This is a genomic window from Kitasatospora sp. NPDC007106 (genome assembly GCF_040634455.1).
GTDB classification, from domain to species: domain Bacteria; phylum Actinomycetota; class Actinomycetes; order Streptomycetales; family Streptomycetaceae; genus Kitasatospora; species Kitasatospora arboriphila.
The window spans coordinates 1-1,888 of the sequence record NZ_JBEYFP010001044.1 but is presented as its reverse complement, the minus strand read 5'-3'; the positions used below and the strand labels follow the sequence as shown (position 1 = coordinate 1,888).

Below are 1,888 nucleotides of genomic sequence, written 5' to 3'. Positions count from 1 at the left end.
CCGCCGGCGAGTCCATCGAGGACCTCGCCCGCCGGGCCCGCCAGCTGCTGCTGGAGATCGCCGAGGAGCTCGGCGGTCCGGCACCGGTCGAGCAGGCGGCCGCCCGGCTGCACGAGGCCCGCCGGCTGGACCAGGCGATCGCCGACGTGGACGCCGCGCTGCGCCAGGCCGAGGACAGCCTGCGGCTCAATCCGAGGGTCAGCGAGGGACTGCTCTCGCGCATCGTGCTGCGCACCGGCCTGGACACGCTGGAGATCTGCGTGGTCGTCATCCGGGTGCTCACCCGCTCGCTCACCGACCTGGCCAAGCGCCGCAACGGCGACGAGCGGCTCTTCCCCTCCGACGTCACCGTCTCGCTGGGCGAGCTGCTGGAGCACGTCGGCGGCGCCCTGGTGAGCTTCGCCGTGCTGGTCACCACCCAGGTCAGCCGCAGCGCCGAGGAGGCCGAGGACCGCCTCACCGCCGAGCTCGCCGCCGCCTGGGCCGTCCGTGAGAACGTGGCGCACCAGCTGCTGCGCCACGTCCAGGAGGACCCGGAGGCCTGGCAGCTCTACGGGTCGGTGCTCGCCGAGATCGACCGGATGCTCGACGAGCTCGCCCTGGAGCACCGCTCGCGCCGTCTGATGGAGGAGCTCGACCGGGCGTCGATGGCCAACGCCGAACGGATGGACCGGCTCGGCCGGTTCGCGGGGCTGCGCCGCCTCGCCCGCGGCGAGCGCCGCCGGACGGCCGGCCGGAAGGCCTGAACCGGCGCCCGAGGGGTCGGGCCGCGCGCCTTGAGGAGTTCTTAGGGTTCCGTTGAACCTCCGCTCAGCCACGCCTTCTTGACAGGTATAGACCAGTTTGGTTGAGTCCTCGTCAACCCCGCAACGGCGGCCCGGCACCCCTCTTCCGACGGTGTCCGCAGGCCCGCGTGCGCGGTCCCCTCCGTCCTCGATCCCGTGCGGCCCCCACCGCACCAAGGGGTGATCACGTGTCAGTGAAGCACCGTCTTCCGGCCAAGCGCCGGTTCATCGCGGCCGCCGCCGCAGGCGCGGCCGCGATAGGCCTCGCCGTCCTGATTCCCACGTCCGCCTCGGCCGGCACCTGTGCCTCGGCCTGGAACTCCTCCTCCGTCTACACCGGGGGCATGTCCGCCTCCTACAGCGGCCACAACTGGACCGCCAAGTGGTGGACCCAGAACGAGACCCCCGGCGGCGCCTCCGGCGTCTGGGCCGACAACGGCGTCTGCGGCGGCGGTGGCGGCTCCACCCCGACCCCGACCGGCGGCGGCAGCTGCGACTACCCGGCCTGGGTGGCCGGCCGCACCTACACCACCGGCACGGTCGTCAAGTACTCCAACGGCAACCTGTACCGGGCCACCCACGACAACCCGGGCTACGACCCGACGATCTCCACCTGGTACTGGGAGCCGTACAACTGCTCCGGCGGCGGCAGCACGCCGACCCCGACCCAGACCTCGAACCCGGGCGGATTCCCGGTCAGCGAGGCGCAGTTCAACCAGATGTTCCCGAACCGGAACTCCTTCTACACCTACGCGGGCCTCAAGGCCGCGCTGAGCGCCTACCCGGCGTTCGCCAACACCGGCAGCGACACGGTGAAGAAGCAGGAGGCCGCGGCCTTCCTCGCCAACGTCAGCCACGAGACCGGCGGCCTGGTGTACGTGGTCGAGCAGAACACCGCCAACTACCCGCACTACTGCGACTCCTCGCAGCCGTACGGCTGCCCGGCCGGCCAGGCCGCGTACTACGGCCGCGGCCCGATCCAGCTCAGCTGGAACTTCAACTACATGCGGGTGCTCTCGACGGTGAGGGTGCCGCCGAGCTGGCGGAGTCTGGCCCGCATGGCCGGCAGGCCGTGGCCGCGGGAGGCCGTCGTACCGGAGGTG

1 protein-coding gene and 1 pseudogene are annotated in these 1,888 nt (G+C 72.1%); both read left to right on the top strand.

Annotation, left to right across the window (positions count from 1 at the left end):
* A pseudogene (locus tag ABZ641_RS35545) lies at positions 1-746 on the top strand (hypothetical protein); the annotation flags it as partial.
* Positions 747-1,042: 296 nt separating this feature from the next.
* The coding region (locus ABZ641_RS35540; protein ID WP_359988549.1) for a glycoside hydrolase family 19 protein at positions 1,043-1,888 on the top strand (846 nt) is incomplete at its 3' end.